Origin of the sequence: Acinetobacter sp. YH12098 (assembly GCF_013419235.1) — a bacterium.
Lineage (GTDB): Bacteria > Pseudomonadota > Gammaproteobacteria > Pseudomonadales > Moraxellaceae > Acinetobacter > Acinetobacter amyesii.
In genome coordinates, this window is sequence record NZ_VPAO01000002.1 from 16706 (window position 1) to 37387 (window position 20682).

Annotated in this window: 18 protein-coding genes and 4 tRNA genes; 10 read left to right on the forward strand and 12 right to left on the reverse strand. The window is 41.9% G+C overall.

Annotated elements, in window-relative coordinates:
* Window positions 1-75: 75 nt before the first annotated feature.
* On the forward strand, window positions 76-474 hold the full coding sequence (locus FTU38_RS00655) for a hypothetical protein (protein WP_143221573.1): 399 nt from the start codon (window positions 76-78) through the stop codon (window positions 472-474).
* Between the two features lie 109 nt (window positions 475-583).
* On the opposite strand, the gene FTU38_RS00660 is transcribed toward FTU38_RS00655, so the two are convergent.
* Both FTU38_RS00660 and wrbA read right to left on the reverse strand, forming a co-directional pair.
* A complete protein-coding gene (locus FTU38_RS00660) occupies window positions 584-739 on the reverse strand; it encodes a hypothetical protein (protein ID WP_180110372.1) in 156 nt (51 codons plus the stop codon).
* A 349-nt stretch (window positions 740-1088) separates the two neighbouring features.
* Window positions 1089-1682, reverse strand: a complete 594-nt coding sequence (wrbA, locus tag FTU38_RS00665) for an NAD(P)H:quinone oxidoreductase (protein WP_180021639.1) — start codon at window positions 1680-1682, stop codon at window positions 1089-1091.
* A 112-nt stretch (window positions 1683-1794) separates the two neighbouring features.
* Between wrbA and FTU38_RS00670 the strand changes: the two genes are divergently transcribed.
* The gene (locus tag FTU38_RS00670; RefSeq protein WP_168379130.1) at window positions 1795-3042 is read left to right on the forward strand and encodes a YihY family inner membrane protein; all 1248 of its coding nucleotides are present in this window, start codon (window positions 1795-1797) and stop codon (window positions 3040-3042) included.
* Window positions 3043-3096: 54 nt separating this feature from the next.
* Here the strand turns inward: FTU38_RS00670 and FTU38_RS00675 are convergent, their stop codons facing one another.
* On the reverse strand, window positions 3097-4026 hold the full coding sequence (locus tag FTU38_RS00675) for a DMT family transporter (RefSeq protein WP_180110373.1): 930 nt from the start codon (window positions 4024-4026) through the stop codon (window positions 3097-3099).
* A gap of 103 nt (window positions 4027-4129) precedes the next feature.
* Between FTU38_RS00675 and FTU38_RS00680 the strand changes: the two genes are divergently transcribed.
* Both FTU38_RS00680 and FTU38_RS00685 read left to right on the forward strand, forming a co-directional pair.
* Window positions 4130-4945 (forward strand): helix-turn-helix domain-containing protein, encoded by an 816-nt coding sequence (locus FTU38_RS00680; RefSeq protein WP_180110374.1) that lies wholly within the window; start codon window positions 4130-4132, stop codon window positions 4943-4945.
* Between the two features lie 96 nt (window positions 4946-5041).
* Window positions 5042-5815 (forward strand): tetratricopeptide repeat protein, encoded by a 774-nt coding sequence (locus tag FTU38_RS00685; RefSeq protein ID WP_180110375.1) that lies wholly within the window; start codon window positions 5042-5044, stop codon window positions 5813-5815.
* Between the two features lie 52 nt (window positions 5816-5867).
* Here FTU38_RS00685 and FTU38_RS00690 read toward each other — a convergent pair whose 3' ends face one another.
* Window positions 5868-6509, reverse strand: coding sequence for a fumarylacetoacetate hydrolase family protein (locus FTU38_RS00690; RefSeq protein ID WP_180110376.1), 642 nt, complete (start codon window positions 6507-6509; stop codon window positions 5868-5870).
* Window positions 6510-6541: 32 nt separating this feature from the next.
* Window positions 6542-7039 (reverse strand): YcxB family protein, encoded by a 498-nt coding sequence (locus tag FTU38_RS00695; RefSeq protein WP_180008423.1) that lies wholly within the window; start codon window positions 7037-7039, stop codon window positions 6542-6544.
* Between the two features lie 163 nt (window positions 7040-7202).
* On the opposite strand from FTU38_RS00695, the gene FTU38_RS00700 reads away from it, so the two are divergent.
* Entirely contained in the window at window positions 7203-8507 is a 1305-nt protein-coding gene (locus FTU38_RS00700) for an SRPBCC family protein (RefSeq protein WP_180110377.1), read from the forward strand.
* Window positions 8508-8599: 92 nt separating this feature from the next.
* Here the strand turns inward: FTU38_RS00700 and FTU38_RS00705 are convergent.
* From FTU38_RS00705 to FTU38_RS00720, 4 genes are all read right to left on the reverse strand, one after another.
* A tRNA-Arg gene (locus tag FTU38_RS00705) sits at window positions 8600-8676 on the reverse strand.
* Between the two features lie 454 nt (window positions 8677-9130).
* Window positions 9131-9207, reverse strand: a tRNA-Arg gene (locus tag FTU38_RS00710).
* 45 nt (window positions 9208-9252) lie between these two features.
* Window positions 9253-9329, reverse strand: a tRNA-Arg gene (locus tag FTU38_RS00715).
* 15 nt (window positions 9330-9344) lie between these two features.
* Window positions 9345-9434: transfer RNA gene (locus FTU38_RS00720), tRNA-Ser, on the reverse strand.
* Window positions 9435-9702: 268 nt separating this feature from the next.
* Between FTU38_RS00720 and rnr the strand changes: the two genes are divergently transcribed.
* From rnr to FTU38_RS00745, 5 genes are all read left to right on the forward strand, one after another.
* Complete coding sequence (rnr, locus tag FTU38_RS00725) at window positions 9703-12120, forward strand: ribonuclease R (RefSeq protein ID WP_180110378.1); 2418 nt, start codon at window positions 9703-9705, stop codon at window positions 12118-12120.
* 160 nt (window positions 12121-12280) lie between these two features.
* Window positions 12281-14320: a M3 family metallopeptidase gene (locus FTU38_RS00730; RefSeq protein WP_180110379.1), complete on the forward strand. Its 2040-nt coding sequence runs from the start codon at window positions 12281-12283 to the stop codon at window positions 14318-14320.
* 40 nt (window positions 14321-14360) lie between these two features.
* The gene (locus FTU38_RS00735; protein ID WP_171256675.1) at window positions 14361-14570 is read left to right on the forward strand and encodes a YheV family putative zinc ribbon protein; all 210 of its coding nucleotides are present in this window, start codon (window positions 14361-14363) and stop codon (window positions 14568-14570) included.
* 16 nt (window positions 14571-14586) lie between these two features.
* Window positions 14587-15024 (forward strand): hypothetical protein, encoded by a 438-nt coding sequence (locus tag FTU38_RS00740; RefSeq protein ID WP_180010531.1) that lies wholly within the window; start codon window positions 14587-14589, stop codon window positions 15022-15024.
* Window positions 15025-15090: 66 nt separating this feature from the next.
* Entirely contained in the window at window positions 15091-15966 is an 876-nt protein-coding gene (locus FTU38_RS00745) for a DMT family transporter (protein ID WP_180008432.1), read from the forward strand.
* A gap of 87 nt (window positions 15967-16053) precedes the next feature.
* On the opposite strand, the gene FTU38_RS00750 is transcribed toward FTU38_RS00745, so the two are convergent.
* From FTU38_RS00750 to FTU38_RS00760, 3 genes are all read right to left on the reverse strand, one after another.
* Window positions 16054-18339, reverse strand: a complete 2286-nt coding sequence (locus FTU38_RS00750) for a TRAP transporter large permease subunit (protein ID WP_180003463.1) — start codon at window positions 18337-18339, stop codon at window positions 16054-16056.
* A 191-nt stretch (window positions 18340-18530) separates the two neighbouring features.
* Window positions 18531-19103, reverse strand: a complete 573-nt coding sequence (rrtA, locus tag FTU38_RS00755) for a rhombosortase (protein WP_180110380.1) — start codon at window positions 19101-19103, stop codon at window positions 18531-18533.
* 43 nt (window positions 19104-19146) lie between these two features.
* Complete coding sequence (locus FTU38_RS00760) at window positions 19147-20211, reverse strand: hypothetical protein (RefSeq protein WP_180021620.1); 1065 nt, start codon at window positions 20209-20211, stop codon at window positions 19147-19149.
* Window positions 20212-20682: the final 471 nt, after the last annotated feature.

Consider the following 20682-nt stretch of genomic DNA (forward strand, 5'->3'; position numbering starts at 1 on the left):
TTATGCTGCACCATAAATTCGGCCACTTTATTTTTTTTAAGGCTACGGAAAGTTATGAATACAGAAGATCAAAACATGGAACCGACAGTTAAATGTCCAAAATGTGGATCAACCCATATTGAAAAGCGTAACCATGAACAAAACTTACAAAAAATTGGTGGGGTCTTACTCAGTGGTGCAGGAACTGCTGCAGGGACTGTTGGTGGTGCGGCATCTGGCGCATCTATTGGTGCTGCGATTGGTGGTGTGACTGCAGGCCCACTTGGCGTGATTATGGGCGGAACCATCGGGACTTTTGTCGGTGCGATTAGCGTCGGTATTACCGGCGGTTTTCTAGGACACCGTTTTGGTAAAAAAGCCGGCGTGATCGTCGATCAAAATATTTTTCTCGACTACCAATGTTTAGACTGCAAACAGCGATTTGAAGTTGAGCAACAGCCTGAAGACGCTGCAAAGACTTCGGATCAAGACTAATTTGGATATAAAAAAAGAGCGCATCAGCGCTCTTTTTTTATAGGTTATTGTTTTTCTAATATGTATTTCTAGTCTATTGAAATGCTATTCGAAAACCATGGCGAATCAATTATTTTGAAACATCAGTTAAAGATTTTGAGTCCACTTTAACTTGATCTTGTTTCGCTAAAAATTCTTTTTCTTCAGCTTTTTTCTCTTGCGGGAAATCCATACTGTATAAACTGGCATTGCCGTACACAAGGAAGATGCAGCCAATACGGAACACAGGAAAGTCATTAGAAAATTAACAATAGACATCACACACCCTAAAGAAGAAATTTAAATACAAATCATGTAATCAAAAAATAAAAATAACGCGCCCAAAGACAGAGCAATATTCGACTCGAAACCATCACTGAGCAGGCTGTATTTAAAAACTTTCAATATATTGTTGATATCATTTATTTTTAATATTTCAGGAATGGTTCGACAGATTTATTTTTATATTTTGGGCGGTATACAACGTCATAAATAAAAAGAAGTCACACGTAAATAAAGCAAGAAAAGTGCAATATTTAAGCCTTTTCTTGCCCGTTCGCTACAAAGTTAGCGCAACTTCCTAGAGCAAGTAAGTATCAAATCAACTTTTTGACCACTTCGCCTAGGCGTTTACCCAGCTCTTCACACAAGTTACGCTCATCTTGACTCAATGACTGATCATGGCGTGGACCACTGACATGGCTTGCACCATAAGGTGTACCACCCGTTTTGGTATTCGATAATGCAGGATGGGCATTACTTAAACCCATAACCATCATTCCGTGATGAAACAAAGGTGGCAGCATGGTCAGCAAAGTACTTTCCTGTCCCCCATGCATTGAACCTGAACTGGTAAACACACAGGCAGGTTTGCCATGTAATGCGCCATTGAGCCAAAGCGCTGTGGTTTGATCCCAGAAATATTTCATTTCCGACGCCATATTACCAAAACGTGTTGGCGAACCAAGGGCTAAACCTGAGCAATGCGCTAAGTCATCTAAGCTACAGTAAATATCGCCTTCGGCAGGAATACTGGGCTGCACGTCAGTCACCACAGCGGATAAATTTGGAACGGTTCGTATTTTTACCGCCATTCCAGACGCTTCAATTCCATTGGCAATCAAATGTGCCATCTCACGTGTTGAACCATATTTGCTGTAATACAGCACCAGTACATAAGCTTGCGTCATTTTTATAAATTCAATGAAAAAAGAAAACTATACGGTATTTTTCCTATTTTTTGGTTAAGCTAAGTGATGAAAATTGCATAAACATGACTAAAATAACTCGAGACTTGAACGAATGATCGAAGCATTTTTAAAAAAACTTCCCTTTTACGACAAGAAATGGTTTCAGTTTGTTTTATTTGTCATTCGACGTTTTGAAGCCGATCGCTGCCGTGAACAAGCTGGATCATTAACCTATACCACCTTGTTTGCAGTGGTACCCATGTTGACCGTATTCTTGGTCATCATCTCCTCAATTAAAGCTTTAGAACCTGCTCGTCAACAGCTTCAACAATTGATTTATAGTAATTTCCTACCGAAAACGACAATTGCTTTTGATAAAGCACTGAATGCATTCACCGATAAATCCAGTAACCTGACTGTTATTGGTGTACTGTTTTTATTCATTACCACAGTTATGATGCTGACCAGCATTGAGACAGTATTTAACCGAATTTGGCGGGTGCGTGAGACACGTGGCGGCATTATTGGCTTTATGCGCTATTGGACTATTATCTCATTAGGCCCAATCTTACTGGGTAGCGCATTTGTTGTGTCATCTACCTTGGCCTCTATGAATGTCCTCAGCAATAATTTTGCCGGCTATGAACTAGACGGGGCTTTTCTGCTGTGGATCTTGTCTTTTTCATTGACCATTTTAGGTTTTTTCATTCTGTATTGGACGATTCCCAACCGCAGTGTGCCGATTAAGGCGGCGCTGATCGCGGGTGTCTTTAGTGCCGTGGTATTTGAATTACTCAAAAACCTCTTTGGTTTTGTCATGTCCAATTTCACCAGTTATCAAATCGTTTACGGTGCTTTTGCTGCGGTGCCAATTTTCCTACTTTGGATATTCCTTTCATGGAATATCGTGCTGATTGGGGTAGAAATTAGTTATGCACTGACCGCTTTCAATTCAGGCAAAGATCAAAAACGTCATCCTGTGATTATGTTGATGGATTTGCTTGAATTATTTTATAAGAAGCAAAAACTCGGTCAGAGCGTGACAGAAAAAGAAGCGCTTGAGGTTTTAGGGCGTGATGAAATCGGTCGCCTGCCGAGCTATATTTTATTATTTGAAAAGCAGCACCTGATTAAACGTACCGACGATGATCATTATGTTTTGGTTCGCAATTTAACCCAAGTAGACTTCTGGAGCTTTTACAGTAAACTGCCCTATCCGCTCCCTAAGCGCCAAGACCTAGGTCGCGTCGATCCAGATGATGTCTGGATGGAAAAAATTGGACCGCAACTGGTCGAATCGGATGATTATCTTGCGGCCAAACTCTCGATTCCGCTTGCGACTATTTTTGAAGAAAAATAACCGTATAAATTAAAAGGGAGAACTGCAGTTCTCCCTTTTAATTTATACATGATATTAGATCGCTGTGCACTGATGTCCCATCAATTTAGACAACCACCGATGCAAGGTTACCGTCATCACTCCAACCATTACTAAGGCCGTTCCCAAAATAAAGTTCAGTTCAATCGTTTCGTTTAAGATCAATACGCCAAAGACTAGACCAAAGATGGGAGTAAGGAATGAAAAAACGCCCAGACCATTGGCCAGATATTTACTTAACAGCCAAAACCACAACATCAGGCTAAAAAATGAAATAATGAGCACATGAAAAACCATGCTGCTGATGGACAGCACCGTCCAATGCACGGTCATTTGTCCTGTCAGCCACGCCACGGGTAATAAAAACACGCAACCACCAACTAGCTGATAAAACAAGGTCTGAGTCGGAGGTGCATCAGAGAGTTTGGTGAGTCTTAATGAAATAGTGGTTAAGGCCCACATCACCCCTGCAAGTAGCGCCATCGTATCACCCAACAGTGCTTGAGTGTTGACTGTAGTGCTACTTTCACGTCCCATAAACGATAGAACAATACCTGAAAAGGCAATAAAAATACCGACCCATTGGATCGCTGTGAGTTTTTCTTCAGGCAACTTCCAATGTAAACCTAAAGCCACAAAAATCGGTGCGGTATAGAGCAATACGACGGTATGTGATGCAGAGGTATAGCGCAGGGATTCTGCAACTAAAATAAATTCGGCTGAAAATAAAAACGCCAACCAAATACCCGGCAGCAAGTATTCGCGTGTATATAAATGTGTTCCCGGCTTGAGACGAATCAGTGAAAAAACCAACAGCGCAGCCAAACCCGATCGAATGGCAATTTGCATGATCGGCGCAATATCAACCGCGGCCAATTTCAAAATGACCTGCTGAATCCCTAAAATCATGCACAAAATAATCATCAGACCAGAAGCTTTTGCATCTAGCGCCTTACGCTGTTCCACACTTTTTACTCGACAATACGACAAGCAACACTATAGAACTGTCAGAAATAAAATATATACTTCAAAATAGACAAGTGATCTTCTTATTCAGGCAAAATTTCTCATGCGTCATAAAGCTCGTGCAGATCATACGCAGTTGCAACAACTTCCCACTAACGATGAAATTCAAGCAGCGCTGTGGATCAGTTTTCGTGACGATCCTGCACTGTCTGTTTATCCCGTTCATGGACATGCTTGGGGCGAGTTTGTCTATGCCTTTAATGGCGTAATGGAAGTGAACATCAATCAGATAGACTATATTACCCCACCGCCTTATGGCATTTGGCTTCCCCCACACTTAGAACACAGTGGTTTAAATCGTACCGCGGTTTCACATGGCACCTTATATGTACATGAATCGCTATGTACTCACTTACCGAAACAACCTGGGATTTTACTCAGCTCGCCCTTAGTCACCGCGATCTTCAGCCATTTGCGTCTCTTACACCAACAAGCCGACCTCATGGAAAATACGGCCGAATATCAACGCTTGCTTCATGTGATCTTAGATCAACTGCATCAAGCTAAACTGGTCAGTAGCTATTTACCGCATTCGGAACACCCTGCCCTCAAACAACTGCTTGATTATTTACATCAACATCCTGCGGATCAGAGCGCGCTTGAGCAATTGGCACAGCGGATAAACATGACGGAACGTACTCTGGCACGTTATTGTCAAAAAGAACTTGGGATGTCGCTGCATGAATGGCGACAACGCCTCAAAGTCATGAAAGCCATGTCGATGCTCAACGCAGGTCAAACCGTCGAAAATATTGCTTTAGAACTTGGTTATGCCAATGCCTCGGCGTTTATAAATATGTTTAAAAAATGGATGCTTTGCACCCCAGATCAGTTTAGAAAATCTGCCTTAAAGCCCTAAATTTGTTTAAATTTAGCTATAAGGGTCTCTATAAAGTGATTCAACAATCCGCTAAGATCAAAAAATCCACAAAGAATGATAATGACTCCCTTTCGAATGAATAAAAAAACCATTTTAGCGCTGTGTTTATCTGCCGTATTTTTAACGGCTTGTAGTTCCAAAGAACAGCGTGAATTTAATTCTGCACTCAAAACCGCTCAAACGGGCGATGCGACTGCACAAATGAAAGTGGGTGATTTATACCTCAGTGGAACGGGCACAGAACAAAATATCGAACAAAGTGTACATTGGTACAAAGCTGCTGCGGATCAAGGCACTACGGACGCATTCGCATGGTTGATGACTCAAGCCTACCAAGGAAACCCGCATGCAGATCAAGTGATTCGAAAGATGCAGCAAGATGGCAATATTTTCCTTGCACACTGGGTGCTAGACCTTGCAAAAAAGACTCATGATCCTGCTGCTGAATATACCGTTGGGTGGATGTACGACACTGGAAAAGGCTTAATTCAAGATAAGCACCAAGCGCAAATTTGGTATGAAAAAGCTGCCAAACAAAAGAATGTCGAAGCGATCAAAGTCTTGGGAAATCAACACTATTTTTCTGAACATCCTTCGTCTACACCCGACAAAGCAGCTGAATATTTAAGCTATGCCGCAGAACAAGGGCAAGATGCTGACGCGGCGATGAAAATGGCACATTATTATCATTATGATATTCGAGATGGTGAAAAAGCGCGACAATGGTATGCCAAAGCAGGTGCATTGGGAGACACCGGCTCACAGCATATGGCCGACACCTATGAAACATGGAAAGACACTGGTCCTTTACAACCAAATGAGCCACCGCCATCAAGTAGCACTGAATAGATCAATCAAAAAAGGCTGCATTAAGCAGCCTTTTTTGTATTTCTTTCACAGATTATTTGACAAAGGTTGTCCAGACATAGTCCTGATTTTTGCCTTTTAGGGTCATTTTCAACTGCTCACCTGACTGTAGTGCCGCGACACCTGCAGGCGTACCCGTCATGACCACATCACCCGCCTCAAGACTAAACACTTGGCTAATATCGGCCAACAAAGTACCCACATCAAAAATCAGCAAAGCAGTATCACCGTTCTGACGCAATTCATCATTGACATGCAAGGTATAATGCACATCTTTCCAATCTTGAACCACCTCTTGGACATCGACCCAATCCGCAAGGATGCAAGAACCATCATAAGCTTTGGCACGCTCCCAAGGCTGACCTTTTTTCTTTAAATCATCTTGTAGATCACGTAAGGTCAGATCTAGGCCCAAAGTCACAGCTCCAACTGCTTCTAAGGCTTTGAGAGGATCAGTTTCAGCCGATAAAGGACGATCAATACGTAAACTTAATTCGCATTCATAGTGGCAACTGCCCCATACTGGATTCCATGAGATGCCTTGCTCTAATGCGGTTAATGCACTTGGCGGCTTCATAAAAAGCACAGGACGGTCAGGAATTGCATTGCCTAATTCTTTGGCATGATCTGCATAACTACGACCGACGCAAACAATTTTAGATGGACGTGACTGCATACTACTCCCTCTTTTGTTATGAATAGATTGTCTTAGTGCTGAAAAGTATTGCTAAAAATCGCTTGGTCCGCAGTATCTTTAAATGCACTTTTCGGCACAATAATCACGGTTTTATTTTTCAGCTCAAGCATATAGGTCAATTTGCCTTCAGCAAAATTGGCCACTTCAGCATAATGGAAGATATTCTTACGACCATTGGCATGAATTTCTGCATAGTCTTGAAATAAATCAATACCTTGTTCACTTTTTCCTAATTGGTATTTTACAAACTGGCGTTTAAACATCATCGGTAAAAACCAATAACGCATGATACCTTGAAGAAGTAAAAAGAAAGCACCCAGCCCAACATAGTAGGCACCGACACCATTTACACCTAAGTAAAAACCCCAGATGATAATCCCAAGGCTAATGGCTGGCGTTAAAAAACGCGTAAATTGCTTTTTGCCAAAAGTAGCTAGTGCAAAACCATCCTGTGATTCTTCTAGATTTAAAAAATAGCGCAGCGATAATGCAGGTAGATTTTCAGACATAAGCGTATGAATATTTAAAAATGAATTGCGCTAAATACTACACCACAATTCAAATTTGCTTCATGCTTTTTAATGGTCGGTTGTAACACATCACTACTTCCCTTCCACCTAGAAATACGTTAAAAACAGCAACAAATAAAAGATTGCATACGCAGGATGTGACATGCAGATAACAAAAATAATCATGGTCCTGGTGTTTCTGAGTGGACTGAGCATATCGACCAGTTGGGCCAAATTGGTTCAATGGCAACCCCAGATTCCTAGTAGTTTGGACTTGTTTAATGGCAATGCCAAAGCCTTGGCAAATCTTGCCGGTGATCACATCGTGATTTTTGCACATCCCTCACAGCAGATTAGTCTACCCACGATGAAAGCAGGACAAAAAGTCGTTGGTAAATTTCAAAGTGCCGCGGTGGTTGTCCCAACCAACAGTAAAAATGTCGCCAGATTACTCAGTAATTATCCAAACTACGCCGGCTTATTTCCCACGCTAAAATCTGCTGAGGTTTTGCAACAGCAAGGTTCAACCAGCCAAGTTGAATATCGCATCCACATCCCGACGCCGATTCCGGTTTTAAACTTTAAAGAAACTGTGGTGATGCAGCACCAAATTCAGCACAACAGCATTAATAGTTTGGTTCTAGAAGCACCAGTGCCCTTTGGTGCAGGGAAAATTGAATGGTTTGAGATTGATGCACAACACACCTTGATTAGTGTGACCCAATGGGGCGATTTAAATCAGCCCAAAGGTTTTTTGTTTAGCAAAATATTAAATGCCTTACCCGATGCCAAATTAGGGATTCCTGCGGGAACCAATGGTTTTTTACTCGAATCATTACAGCGCCGATTTAAAGCCTTTAGTAGTGAAACTCTCGCTGCAAATCAATTGCCTGAACTCAAATTGAATGCCTCTCAACTCGACAAAATCACCCAATTAAGTCAAAACTCGAAAGAACCTGTGTCCTTTATTTTGACAGCGCAGCGCGTTCCCTTTGGGCAAAATTATGAATTGATGCGCTTTAGCACCAGTTTTCAATATTATGCACAAGAGCCTTCGAGCTTACAGCGCTGGATTAATGTGTCTTCGTTCAAGCACTTATTTCCAAGACAAGTCAAACATATGCAAGTGCAGAAAATTAATCCGCACCTCATGGATGCCGACTATAAAATTTCGGTGGGTTTAGGTGTGATCAATATTCCCTTTGATTTTAAGATGCGTTTTAACTATCCCGACTTACTGCAAAATCAATATACCGCAACAGGTGGGGACTTAAAGTTTGGCCGAGGTGCAATGCATATTCGCCCCTTACAACAAGGGTCGTTATTACAATTGACCAGTGCGGTGAAGATTGATGACAAAGCACCGTTTTTACTTCGTGCTATGCGCAGTATGCCGTATCACGACATGTTACCGGCTTTAGGCGGAAATACGGTCTTTGCACTCAAAGTTAAACAAAAGCTAAGTTAGAACCTTGATTGATGAACTGAATTTATTGTTTTTAGCTATATTTCAGACACAAAAAAACCGCAACATGTGCGGTTTTTCAATCTTGATCAAGTTGGTGCGCTCAGAGAGATTCGAACTCCCGACCCCTTAGTTCGTAGCCAAGTGCTCTATCCAGCTGAGCTATGAGCGCGACGTCTTGATGAGGCTCATTATACGTGATTTTTATTTTTTGTTAAGAGCTTTTTCATATAAATTTAACCAAACGCACAGCAAATAAACAATTGCCCTTTAAACACGCTAAAAATCAGCCAAATTTACTTTTTAAAGGGCTTTTGCATCACAAGTTTGGAATCTAAAGTTAGCTGTACTCACTTATAAATGCTCAAGATAGATAACAAATATATCGCCATCATTGAATCACGGCTTTAAATGAGTCAACTTTTCCTTGCCTTAGATTTAAAAAATTGCATCACCATGAACATCTGAAAAAAAAGGTTATCTATGGAAGAAAGCAAAATCAAATTTACTGATGGGTCGTCTTATGAAAAAGAACGCTTTATACAATCCAAACAAAAGACAGCTATATCAAAGCGATAAATCACAAGCACAAAAAAACCGCAACATGTGCGGTAATTTGTTCAAGTTGGTGCGCTCAGAGAGATTCGAACTCCCGACCCCTTAGTTCGTAGCCAAGTGCTCTATCCAGCTGAGCTATGAGCGCGTAACTTGTGTCGTCTTAAAAGACTACGTTTTCAGATTTACTTATTGGTGCGCTCAGAGAGATTCGAACTCCCGACCCCTTAGTTCGTAGCCAAGTGCTCTATCCAGCTGAGCTATGAGCGCGACATAAGTAAATCGTGGCGGTGAGAGAGGGATTCGAACCCTCGATACAGTTGCCCGTATGCATCCTTAGCAGGGATGTGGTTTCAGCCACTCACCCATCTCACCGTAACGTGCCGCCATAATACAAAGATCATGATACGACTGCAAGCACAGTCGTTATATTTTTTTCATTTTTTTACTCAATTAGATATTTTTTAAACGATTTTCAAAAAATTAGTGCAAAATTAGTTCAGCACGCGCTGCTATCCCCTACTTTTCAGCTTTAAACATTATAAAATATCGGCATAAAACACTTTATTGCAATCAATTGCGTGCAGTATCTGCTTGCATGACTTATGCTAATCCTAATCTTCTGATTTGAAGCCAAATACATATGAAAAACTGGGTCGACCCTGAAGCAAAAGCTGAAGCCGAACGTTATGACAATCCAATTCCAAGCCGTACTCTAATTCAAGAGACGATTGAACAACTGAAAACTGCAATGTCGCATGCCGATCTTGTAGAACATTTTGAAATTGCCGATCAAAAAAGTATTGATGCACTGAGTCATCGTCTGATTGCGATGGTTCGAGATGGTCAGTTGATGAAAGATGGATTTAAGTTCCAGCTTGCAGCTGAGCAACCGACTCATGAAGCAACGGTTTATATCAACTCAAAAGGTTTAGGCACAGCCAATATTAGTGGTGAAGATGACCTTTTACTTCCTGAACGTGAGTTACGTCAGGTGTTTAATGGTGACCGTGTTAAAGTCCGCCAAACTTCGGTAGACCGTAAAGGCAAAGCATGGGGCTTTATTACTGAAGTTCTACAGCATCGTGTCAAAGAAATTATCGGTAAAGTGTCTGAGTATGAAGGCGAATATTTTATTCAGCCGGCAAATCCCAATGCACACCAACCGATTACTTTAGAAAAAGAATTAATCGAGCATGCCAAAGTCAAACTCGGCGACTCTGTGCGTATTGCGATTGACAGCTACCCAACCAAAGAAGAATTTGCGACAGGTCATATTGTTCAGTCGATGGCAGATAAAGCAGACACTGAAATTATTATTCCACAAACCATTTTAGAATTTGGTTTACCTTACGAATTCCCTGAAGCGGTACAACAAGAAGCCAACAGCTTTAAAGAACCATCAGAACAAGACCGTGAAGGTCGTGTCGACTTACGTGATTTAGCGCTTGTCACCATTGATGGTGAAGATGCCCGCGACTTCGATGATGCCGTGTATGCGGAAAAACGTCCGGGTGGTGGTTATCGCGTTGTGGTAGCAATTGCCGATGTCAGCCATTATGTACGTCCGGGTAAACCGCTCGATGACGAAGCTCAAGAGCGCGGTACATCGGTGTACTTCCCTCATTTTGTATTGCCGATGTTGCCTGAAGCGCTGTCGAATGGTTTATGTTCTTTGAACCCACACGTAGACCGTTTATGTATGGTCTGTGATTTAAACTTATCTCGCGCGGGTCGTGTCACTAAGTTTGAGTTCTATCCGGGTGTAATGCATTCAAAAGCTCGTTTGACCTATACCCAAGTTGCCGAATATTTTGAGGGTAATAGTCAAGCCATTCCTGAAAACCGTGATGTGCGTAAATCGGTCAATACCCTATTCCAATTGTATCAAGTGTTGAAAGGCTTACGTGCTGAACGCCACGCGATGGAATTTGAAACCGTTGAAACTTATATGACTTTTGATGAGCTTGGCGGTATTAATGAAATCTTACCGCGTAGCCGTAATGATGCACATAAGTTAATTGAAGAATGCATGTTGTTGGCAAACGTCGCAGCGGCAGAATATGCATTAAAAAACGAAATTCCGATGCTGTACCGTGTGCATGAACCACCTGAGTTCTCACGTATTCAAAAGGTTCGTGATTTTGTGAAGTTATTGGGTCTTCCATTCCCTGAACAGCCGACTCAAGCTGACTATCAAGCCGTGATTGATGCCACCAAAGACCGTATTGATGCTCCAAGCATTCATGCCGTTTTACTCCGCTCAATGATGCAAGCCTATTATGGCGCGAACAATGCAGGTCACTTTGGCTTGGCTTACGAAGCATATACGCATTTCACATCTCCAATCCGTCGTTATCCAGACTTGTTACTTCACCGTGCCATCAAAGCACAATTGAAGAAAAAACCTTATCCAATTTCTGGTGCTTCGCTGGATGATGCAGGTGAACACTTCTCTGCGACCGAGCGCCGTGCTGATGAAGCTTCACGTTCTGTCACTACATGGTTGAAGTGCCATTACATGCAGCAACATTTGGGTGAAGAGTTTGTCGGCATTATCAGTGCGACTGCTGAATTTGGCCTGTTTGTAACGCTCAAAGACTTATATGTTGATGGCATGATCCACGTCAGCCAATTGGGTGATGACTTCTTTGTCTATGACCAACCAAGTCAGAGCTTAATTGGTCAATCTCGCGGTCAAGTTTTCAGTCTAGGCGATGAAGTGAAAATTAAAGTCGCTGGTGTAAACCTAGAAGAGCGCAAAATTGACTTTGAATTGATTCAACAATTGAGCCATGCAGGTCGCGCTATTCGCGCACGTGCCCCTCGTGTTGCAAAACCTACAGCCAAAGAAGAAGTCTTTTCAGAACGTAAAACCAACGTTGCTGAAGATGGAGAACAGCCCATACGACGCAAAAAGTCAAAATCTAAGCCCAGTTCATTCGGTAAAAAGCCTGCTAAAAAATCTGCAAGCAAATCTGAAGCGAAGGCTAAAGATAAAGTGAAGAAAAAATCTAAACCGAAAAAGAAAAAATCCAATGCAAAATCATCTGCGGATTAAGGTTTAAATCAAGAGCGCTTCGGCGCTCTTTTTGATTCTTCAGGTCAGTGAAGACTTCTCGACCTCTGCAGAAGATGAATAATTCCTGATTTAGTCTTGATTTAACCCGCAACAAACCCTACATCTATAAATAACTCAGGATTTATATGAAGTAGAAAATATGACTTTAGAAAAGGCAACTTTGCCCGTTCCTCAATTTGATCAAATTACCTTAGATCAACTCAAAGAAAAAATTCAAAATGCGATTCAACACGGTCAACAATTTCTAAATGAACTGACAGTTGTTCCAGATTCGGTACAAAAACAACTAAATACGTTAGAACACGTCGATACCCTTGAAAATAACATGAGTGAAGCATGGGGCGTGCTTTCGCACCTCAATGCTGTCATGAATAATGCCGAAACACGTGAAGTTTACCAATCTTTACTACCCGTCCTGAGTGAGTACTATACGCAGCTAGGTCAACATACAGTGTTGTATCAAACGTATCAGCATGTACATGACAACAGTGTTTTCGACACGCTTCCTCCAGCACAGCAAAGCGCGATTAAACTTGCGTTACGAGATTTTAAACTTTCAGGCGTAGCCTTAGAAGGTGAAGCGAAAAAACGCTATGCAGAAATCTCTGCACGCCTTTCACAATTATCATCAGACTTTTCCAATCACGTATTGGATGCCACCCAAGCCTACTTCAAACCTTTAACTGAAGCGCAGCTCAAAGGACTACCTCAAGGCAGTATTGAACTTCTGAAACAATATGGTCAGCAACGCGAACTCGAACAAGCTGTAGCCACACTCGACTTCCCGTCTTATATTGCCATTATGACCTATGCAGAAGACCGCGAAGTGCGTGAAGCACTCTATAAAGCCTATACCACACGTGCTTCTGATCAGGCAGACTCTGCTGAATTTGATAATACAGCGGTCATGGAAGAAATCTTGAAGCTACGTCAGGAAATGGCAAGCCTGCTTGGTTTTAACAACTACGCCGAATTGTCCTTGGCAAGCAAAATGGCACCCGATGTAGCAACTGTAGATCAGTTCCTGATTGAATTGGCAGAACATGCGCGTGACCCAGCAGAGAAAGAAATCGCTGAACTGAAAGCCATTGCAGCGCAAGACGGTATCACTGAGTTACAACCGTGGGATGCCACTTTCTATTCAGAAAAACTCAAAGTTCAACAGTTTAATTTGTCACAAGAAGATCTGAAGCCCTATTTCCCTGCACCTAAAATTATTCAAGGCTTGTTCAGCATTGTAAATCGTCTCTATGGCATCAATGTAATCGAGCGTGAAGCGCCTGTTTGGCATCCTGATGCACGTTATTTTGAACTTGAAGATCAAGGCAGCGTGATTGGCGGTTTCTACTTTGACCTGTATGCACGAAGTGGGAAACGTGGCGGCGCATGGATGAGCGGCTTCCGTTCACGCATGCAAACTGAAAATGGTCTGCAAAAACCAATTTGCTACATGGTCTGCAACTTTACCCCACCTGTCGGTGAGCAAGCTGCTTTACTCACTCATGATGAAGTAACAACGCTGTTCCACGAATTTGGTCATGGCTTACATCACATGCTCACTGAAGTCGATAATATTGCTGTGGCTGGTACACATGGCGTGGCGTGGGATGCTGTAGAGCTGCCAAGTCAATTCATGGAGTTTTGGACTTGGGATCAAGAAAGTTTAGATTTACTCAGTGAACATATAGAATCAAAGCAAACTTTACCAGCCGATCTGCTAAAAGCACTGCAAGATGCACGTTTCTTCCAGTCTGGGATGCAAACTTTACGTCAAATTGAATTTGCCATGTTTGACTTAAATATCCATAAGGCCAACCCTGCTTTGGACGCTGCAGGCATCCAACACACCCTAGATGATATTCGTCAAAAATATGCAGTTGCACCCACTACTTCGTACAACCGTTTCCAACATGGTTTCAGTCATATCTTTGCAGGTGGTTACGCTGCTGGTTATTATTCATACAAATGGGCAGAGGTTTTGGCAAGTGATGCCTTCGACCGATTCGAAAATGAAGGAATTTTTAATACTTCGACTGGCAAGTCGTTTAGACAATTTATTCTAGCAGTTGGCGGAAAAGATACGGCACTTGACGCATTTATCAATTTCCGCGGACGCGAGCCAAAAATAGATGCTTTGCTGCGTCATCAAGGTTGGACGAACGCATCTAAAAACGCTTAAACTAGGGACCTTAGTTAGATTCAAGGTAAGTATGATGACCATTAAACGACGCTTCATTGCAGGTGCAAAATGTCCAAAATGCCAAGCGATGGACCGGGTTGTCATGCTGACCTCTGGCGAAGACGAATGGATCGAATGCATTGATTGTGGTTACAGTGAAAATCGACCGACTCATGTCGATCAACCTGAACAACCTGCCGTGCCAGACGATATCGGTGTGATCCAATTTAAGCCACGTCAGCCTAAATAAAAATTAAGGTCAAGCAATGACAGAAGATCAAAGACATAATCCAAAATTGTTAGTTGGAATCATTGGGGGCTTAACGTTATTGATTGCTATCTTTTTTGCATATCAATGGTTAAGCAGCAGTACAGCAGATAAATCTGCACTTCAAGAAGAACTGGTCGCTGCACCGGCTAAACCGCCTGTTGCAACCCCTGTCCAATCTGAGACTGAAGCATCAGTCCCTACCGCAGAGACTGAAACCATTAAATTGGTCGAAGAAGACATTTTAGATGCAGCTGTGCCTGAAAATGCCTCTTTAGCCAAAGAGGAAATTGCCAAATTAGATGACATTCAACAACAATTGAATGATCAGGAGCAAAGCTTAAAACAGCAACATTCAGATGCAGATGAGCTGATTAAACTGAAAGAAGAACAAATTAAATTACTCGAAGCCCAGTTAGCACAACAAGCAAAATAACCGACTTCTGCTACACCCTGCGTACTTATAGGCTAGAATATCATCAGATTTTTTAGCCTTTTTGTTATGTCCACTACTACACCACAGAATATCCCCAAAGCAATTGGCTTTCTCATGCTGTCAGCGCTGCTTTTTTCCATCATGGGGGTTTGTATACGCTACGCATCTCACACGGTAGATAATGCCACCATCGTATTTTTTCGAAATGCGGTTGGCTTATTGATCTTTCTCCCTTTGATCCTGCAAAAAGGGAGCACATTTTTTAGAACTGAAAAACTGTGGATGCATACATGGCGTTCAATCGTAGGCTTGGTGGCAATGTATGGCTTTTTTTATGCCATTGCACACTTAAAACTCTCCAATGCCATGGTCTTCACCTATTCCTCACCGATCTTTATCCCCTTAATTGCATGGTTATTTTTAAAAGAAAAAATGACCCTGAGTATGCTCATTGCCGCAGTCATTGGTTTAATCGGCGTGCTCTTCGTCGCAAAGCCCGATGCAGGAATGTTCAATCAGTTATCACTCATCGGACTGAGCGCAAGCTTCTTGGCAGCCATGGCATTTGTCACTGTCCGTGCGCTTACAGCAACAGAACCGCCTGAACGCATTGTGTTTTATTTCTGCTTTTTTGGCACACTTATTTCCATGATCCCAATGTTTTGGCTCTGGCGTCCCTATAGTTTAAAAGAGTTAGCTTTTCTGATTACAGCGGGACTTTTGGCCAATATCAGTCAAATTTTTATGTCCAATGCCTATAAGCTCGCACCCGCAGGTCAAATTGGCCCCGTGAACTATATCACGATTATTTTTGCAGGTATTTGGGGCTTTGTTCTTTGGCAGGAACTGCCAGACATTTACAGCCTATTCGGCTTTGCTTTTATATTTTTAGCGATTTTGCTCTGTAGTCCAATCCTACAAAATAAGTTTAAAAAGTCATAAAGATTCAAACCATTTACCATCAAATGCACAGCCCCTTATTCAATAAAAAAGCACCCGAAGGTGCTTTTTTAATGCTTCAAAATTAATTTATTGATACCAACCAAACAGCTTAAAGAAATACGGCAGATACGCAATAATCAACATTGCAGGGAACAGCACAATCAGCGGCAAAATCCAACGTTCATAACGGTAATAAAACGACAAGTGACGAACTTCAGCATCCGCTTCATTGACTTCAGCATCCCCTATCGACTGTCGGGCCAAGAGGTGGTTCAATGCAACTGGAGGCGTAACATAACCTAGCTCAAAACCAATGAGTGTAATCATCCAAAAATGCACAGGATGAATACCGTATTGATAGGCTACAGGAGCAATAGTTGCAGAAATTAAAATGACTGCGCCAAACGGATCCATAATCATACCCACAAAGACCATCAATCCGACAATCAATGTGATAACCAAAAAAGTACTGCTGATATCAGTTGGGAATAAACTCATGACTTCAGTACGCTCTAGCAATCCACCAACGCTTACCGAAAGCGCCATCAAAATAACCAAAGCACCGATATGTCCAACGGTTTCACTGGTCGAAATATGCATCGACTTCCAAAAACCAACTTGACGTAGAATCTGCATAGAGCTGGATTGAGCCACTGTATGATTCGCAGCCTGCCCATCATCTGTGCTATTACCATGTAATCCTTCACGGTATTCTGCATGTGCAACCTGTGCGCCGGCTAAAGCAGGTTCAGCATTCGCACTATAATTTGCTGTTAGTGTTTCATCCCAATGCCCAACTGCTGACAATGGTGCTGGCTGATGACGTAATTTATCCACTAAAACGATCATCAGCAGAATAACAGGCATCATGACTGGTGCAGTAAATTCATTTAAATCTGTATTCAATAAATATTTATAGAACATCCAAATCAGCACGAAAATCACAATATAAGGAATAACGGCTAAGAAGGCACGTCCTGACTGCGGCGCTGCCACATTGGCTTGAGCAATACGGAACTTATGTTCTGCAAAAAATAACGACACAATTAAAAACATCGTAGATGTCAGCAAGAACGTATAAATACCATATTGATAAAGCAGATCCGTGGTCACTTCTTTATTTAGCGATGCAACAACCACAATCAATAAGCATGGACGTAAAACCACCCCAAGCGAACCGGACATTGCTGTTGCAGCCAAGGCAAATTGACGGCGTCCGCCAGCGTTCCACACTTCCTTATAAATAATCGCGCCTGCCGCAATGACAAAGATCCCCGATGCTCCAGTATAGGCTGTAGGCAATGCTGCTGCGATTAAAATCAGCCATGTTAAAGTCTCAGGAGCTAAGTTCCATGGGCGTAAAATATTCAAGAATAAATCTACGACACGGGTTTGCTTCAACAACATACCCGCCCAAATGAATAACGCTAGATTCAGGAAAATACTTGAAAACTCGACCAATTGCCCTAAATAGATGCCTTGCCCCATCGGGTAGTCCATAAAGAAGATAAAGGCGATACCTGTAATCAACGCCATATACGCATATAAAGGCACGCTTAGGAACGCGAAACTAAGACTACCGCCCTCTTTGGCATCTTTTGGCGGACTAAACAATTGCAAAACACTGATCAATGTCAGGATTGAGAACAGCGTCATCCACATCCAATAAATCAGTTCAGTTTCGGTGGTCATTGGAACTCCCGAATTTTTCACTGAATTGAATTGGCTGATACTTGAGTAGGTTAACAGTCCATTACCGAAGCTCATCATCAGGCTATAAACACGATAATCCTTCTTGGTTGCAGGACCGCGTAGACCAATATGATGAATTTTCAATGTCGCACTAATCGCAGCTATAACCACCATAAAAATCAACAAAATGGCGCGATTTTCAGTACCAAATTTAAAGATACCGAAGAAGCTTGTTTCAAAATTACGATAGGCGCGAATACTCGGATGCTTCTCCATATGTTGCATGGCTTTATCATAAAATTGATACTTTTCTTCACACTGCTGCACACTCGCTAAAATAGACGAACGAACGTCATTCTCAGATGCCGTACCAAAAAAATCAGCAAACTCATCTGCTGCATTGGCTTGCATTTGAGTTTTCACCAACGCATCGACATTCGGGTTACGGTCACATTCAGGCTTGGTCGGTTCTGCACGTAAAAATGAATACTGCATCCCAATGCTTTCATTACCATACAAACGCTCACCAGTACGCAGAAGCTGACCATGAATCATCTCCCCTGTACCGATAATCAATGTAAGCAGAAGCAAGATCAACACGACTAGAGTCGAAATCCATTCTGTCCAGACATACCTTAACAGCCCGACGATGCCGGATCTGTTTTGTGCATCATTTTGCATGAGTCTTCCTATTTTTTATTTTGGAGCCTAGCGGAGCCAAGCATCCTTTTCCTTAGCGGCTCGAGAAGATCCTTTCCCTGACCTAACTGTTTTATTATTACGTTTAAATTTGCATCAATATTCAAAACATTAAAATGACAATATGTATTTTCTTTTCGGTTTTTTTTGTCAACCCAATCACCTAAAGTGAGCTAACGATCCCAGAAATAATTGCCAACAAGATAGAACAAGGCGATGATAATGCCCCAAATCACCCCCAATAAATGTGCTTCGACTAAAATGGGGCTTCCAATTAATTCAGCCGTTCCCGTATTGCCCACGGTATTTTCACACACCAATTTTGCCAAAATCAGCAACAATACAAAGGCTGCAAAATTTCGCTCCCGTCGATACATCAAATGCACACAAGCGACCGCGACATAGGCACCATGTAAGACACCAGATAATCCGGCATAGGCTTCAATATCGGGTAAGAAAAAATAGAAACTTAGACTGATTAAAGGAGATAAAATCAATAAAATGGCAACAAAATGCCATGTCGAAACTCGTGGGAAAATAAACGGTAAGCAAATAAAGGCCAATATATTTAAAACAAAATGAATCCAACCGACGTGAACCCAATGTGCGGTCCATAAGCGCCAAAAATCATGAAATAAGTCATCTTGCCAATAGATAAAATAATCTTTAAATACCTGTAGCGAGGCACAGATCGAAACGAATACGGCAAGAAAGACAATTTTCGGTATTAAAAATTGTAGTTTCATTTTCGCTCCTCCTGTACCTCACTTTTAAACGCTATTGCAAAGATTAATTTGCAGCTGTGCCACTGGTTTCAATATCACCACTAAACAAATCATCGAGTTCAGAACTATTGGCACTTTCATCCCAGAAATGTTCCATACCATCATCAGCCGTACGAACGCCTGTATGTTCAGTCCAATAACGATCTGAAATCCCTTTCACCATGGTTTCAGCCATGCTATCGATGAGCTTAAATTGTGGATTAACAGGTTTCTCATCGCTACGCGCTTGTGCAAAGGTACGTAAGGCATCACGGATTTTCGCATCATCGCCACTGGCTTGTGCAGCAACCGCATATAAAGCATGTGACAGTCTCACACCTTTTTGCTCACCAATTTGCGTAGATTGTTTCAATGTTTGGTATGGATCAGGTTTTCCATCACCTGCACCCGGCAATAACGTCCAGATCACAGCGCGGGTTGCATTTGGTGCGCCCCAGAATTTTTCATTATTCAGACATACCATACCGCGTTCAACAATCGCAGCAATGTCTTTTGGAACGTTTACCGCCCCACCTGAGTTAATATCATTGGTCATGGCCTGTAAGCCACTTAACATTCCCAACATATACACTGTTTGGTCAATGTCGCTGTTCATTTTTGGACAGCCTTCACCTAGACTTTTCTTATACTTCTTTTCAAAACGATCTTGAAATAATTGATAGCCGGTATATTGACGCTGTGCAGCAAGTGCCGCCCAACGCTTTTGCTCAACACGAGCATCCTGTGCTTCGGATACTTGGTTAGCTTTAGATGCACGTAAATAGCGTAACTCTGCATCCAAGGCTTTTTGTTCTGCACAAATCCCTGCTGCTGAATACATCAACACAGCCACACGTGTTGGGTCTGCGCCCATATCTTTGGTGGCCATAATGGCTGGAGTTAATGAATTACCTGAATTACACACCATTTCAGCATCTTCCATGGCTAAAATTGGTGGTACAATATGTTTTTCTGTAAATCCGAGTGCAACATTAGCACCGGTTTTTACAACCTGCGAACAACCCGCGAATAATGTACTTGTTATTGCTACAACTGCCACACCCTGGCATATTTTTTGGACGCTCGACATTTTCCTGTCCTCTATAATTGTGTTTATGTCCATCACGACAAACATATCAGAAGCAAAAAATGAATAAAAGAGTATTTGCTCTAATTTGAACGACACACTGTGCCATGAATCACGCTGAATGCAATTGACTGATTTTTTACAAAGACTAAATTTTAGGCAAAAAAAAGTAGCATAGCGACGGTTCGGCACATGCTACTTATTAACTGTGAAAGCGTTTGACTGCTTATTTTTGAGTTAACTGTTCCTTCAGCACTGTTCCTAGTCGTCCTATAACAATTGCTAACACAATCGCTATTACCAGAAACATCCAAGTTGGCATCATCATGATGATTTCCCTTAACGGCTGTTGGTAAGGCTAATATATAGGCAGAGAATCACCGCACAGCTTAAAATTGTCAGACAATTTAAATATTTTGCCAATAAATTTCAATCCTGTCAGACAAGATTATTTTACCCACAATATAAGATAAT